Origin of the sequence: Streptomyces dysideae, assembly GCF_001514305.1 — a bacterium.
GTDB lineage: Bacteria > Actinomycetota > Actinomycetes > Streptomycetales > Streptomycetaceae > Streptomyces > Streptomyces dysideae.
The window spans coordinates 1-2,576 of sequence record NZ_KQ949169.1 but is presented as its reverse complement, the minus strand read 5'-3'; the positions used below and the strand labels follow the sequence as shown (position 1 = coordinate 2,576).

2 protein-coding genes and 1 pseudogene are annotated in these 2,576 nt (G+C 69.2%); 1 reads left to right on the top strand and 2 read right to left on the bottom strand.

All coding sequences use genetic code 11. The features are described from left to right. The coding region (locus AQJ91_RS57240; RefSeq protein WP_234383483.1) for a hypothetical protein at positions 1 to 193 on the bottom strand (193 nt) is incomplete at its 3' end. A 524-nt stretch (positions 194 to 717) separates the two neighbouring features. On the opposite strand from AQJ91_RS57240, the pseudogene AQJ91_RS57235 reads away from it, so the two are divergent. Continuing rightward, positions 718 to 1,058 (top strand): annotated as a pseudogene (locus AQJ91_RS57235) (sugar phosphate isomerase/epimerase and 4-hydroxyphenylpyruvate domain-containing protein); the annotation flags it as partial. Positions 1,059 to 1,085: 27 nt separating this feature from the next. Here the strand turns inward: AQJ91_RS57235 and AQJ91_RS48155 are convergent. Next, entirely contained in the window at positions 1,086 to 2,159 is a 1,074-nt protein-coding gene (locus AQJ91_RS48155) for an alpha/beta hydrolase (protein ID WP_067036726.1), read from the bottom strand. Positions 2,160 to 2,576 lie beyond the last annotated feature (417 nt).

The window sequence follows — 2,576 nt, the reverse complement described above, 5'->3', positions numbered from 1 at the left end:
CACAAGCTCGACGTGCGGGAGGTACGGCCAGCAGATGAGGCCGCCCGGCGAGGGAGACGGAACGCGTCGTGGAGTCCGGTTCGTCGTCTCTACCGGACAGCGAGCCGCACCAACCTGCCTGACGGCAATACACCAAGCCCCGCTCGACCGGGAGCTTCGCCTTGGACAGCACCTGCTTGATCTTCGCCGGCACCGACTTCGGCCCCTGCCACGGCGCAGGCTCCCGCCGACACCCCTTCCTCGCCGTCCCACGGCCACGGCCAACGAAGCGATGGCTGCCACCCGCCAATGCCGGGCTCGATCGGCACTTCGACCGAGACCCTGCAGCTGAAGTCCGCGGCCCGAGCAGATCACAAAGCCCGGTTGCGCAGCCAGTCTTGTCCGCGTCCGGCTTACGGGCCCTGGCGCAGGGAAAGGCCCCGCGACTGCGGGGCTTCCCGACTTCAGTGGTGTGTCACAGGCGAGGCCGTACGCCGTCGAGGAACTCGACAAGCGCTTGAGTCACCTCGGCCGGCCTTTCTTCCGCGATCCCATGCCCTGCGCCGGGGAGAATGATCTCCGCGCGCAGGTCGTCGCAGAGTCACGGCAGCTGTAGTTCGTGAGGCGTAGGTCGTCGTCGCTGGTCAGTGTGGCGGAGTGGGGTACCTGTGGGCATGGGTACGGCCACTTGCATCGTGATTGTTTGTGACGACGAATCAGAACGCGGTGGCCCGCGAGGTCCGGCCCCGACATGCGGCGTTCGCCGTCGAGGACATCGTCGAGGCGGTGCGGCACGTCCGTGCGGCGGGCGCCGAACTCCTCAGGATTCCGGCGAATTACTGCGACGACCTGGCGGCACCGTACGAATGCCCCGACGGGGAGCTGGAGACGTATCGCGAACTTGGCATTCTCTGCGACCGCGACGAGCAGGCGGGGAGGACGAGCAGGGCGGGGAGTTCCGCCGCTGCTACACGGATACGGTCGGGTACGTCTTCTTCGAGATCGTCCAACGGACCGGCGGTTACCGCGGATACGGCGCCGCCAACGCCTTCGTACGCCTCGCCCCCCAACGACGGTAGACCCGTTGGGCGGCGAGGACCAGTGCCTCAGCGGGACACCGGGCGCAACCGCTGTTCCAGGAAGGAGACGACGGTCGGCCACGTCGGAGTCACGGGGCGGGCCGGCGTGCTGTGCCCGTTGCGTGTGGTCTCCTGGTAGGCACCCTGGCGGGTCTCGTCGTCGGTGAGCATGTCCTCCAGCGGCCCGTGCCCGGCTCGTGGGAAGGAGATCAGTCGTGCCTCCTCACCCGCGGACGCGAGGGCGTCGTAGAGCAGGCGGCTCTGGTGGTACGGCACGAAGGGGTCCTGCTCGCCGTGGAAGATCAGGAACGGTGGGGTGTGCCGCTCGCCGATGTAGGTGAGCGGGTTCGCCGCGACGACCTTGCCAGGGCAGGCCGTGATGGTGCAGCCGAGCAGGAGTGACTCGGGTGAGCGGGCGTCGGAGTGGCAGTCCGTCAGCCCGAACGCCGAGTTGAACACCCTGCAGTCGTCCGGCATGTGCGCGTCCATCTGCAGGAAGTCGGTCGGCGGGTAGAACGGCACGGCCGCCTGGACAGCGCTGGACGGCCCGCGCGGGCCGACGTCGCCCTCCAGCTCCGGACGGTCGCCGGTGACCGCGGCCATCGCGGTCGTCCAGCCGCCCGACGAGTCGCCCATGATCGCGACGCGGTGCGGGTCCAGGTTGTACGTTTTGGCGTTCGCGCGCAGCCAGCGGATGGCGCCCTTGATGTCGTACAGCTGCGCCGGGAACTGTGCCTGTCCGCTGGAGCGGATCGCCACGCCCGCGACGGCGAATCCCCGCGGGTTGAGCTGTGCGGCCACCCTGTCGGCGCCGCGGCGTCCGCTGTCGGCCAGCCAACCCGAGCCGCTGGAGAAGATCACCAGCGGGACCGGCCGCGCGGACCTGGGGACATAGAGGTCCAGCAAGTGGCCTTGAGTGCCGGGCGGTTGGGCGGGTGCGTAGGCGAGGTCCTTGGTGACTTCCACATCGGTCTGCGCCCGGGCGGGGGCTGCGGCCCCCGCAGCCGTGATGAGAACCACGGCCGCGGCGGCCGCCGCCAGTGCCCGAGGGATGCGCCCCGAGCGCAACTGACTCAGGTGTATCCCTGTGCGTAGCTGCATCGTGCCGACTCCTCTTCGAGGGGTTCGTGTGAGCTGAAGCCGAATGGAGCGATGGAACGAACGAGACCGGGAGACTGAACGCCGGCTGTCCGATGCGCCCGCGCCGACAGTGGCCGTGGCGGGTGCCGCGGCCGTGGTGTCACTCCGGCTGATCCGCCGGGCGAGCGACACGAGGGAGGTCCGGGCACACGGTTCGTTCGCCTGGTGAAGTGTGGTTCACTTCGAGCTGGCATGAGTCTCAGGTCGCGGTGGGCGAGTGTCAATGGTGGTGCGCGAGGCGATTCCCGATCCCGACCCTTGCCCGTACCGGCTGCCACGCGGCGCTCTGTGAGGAGTCATCCATGACCAAAAGCGAGTTTCCCGAGGCCATGACGGCGGCCGGTGCGGTCCGCGGCCGCCGTGAGGGCGGCCTGGCAG

Bases quoted from the DNA above. Each gene is read 5' to 3' on its own strand.
- AQJ91_RS48155 (WP_067036726.1), bottom strand. From the start codon at position 2,159: ATGCAGCTACGCACAGGGATACACCTGAGTCAGTTGCGCTCGGGGCGC.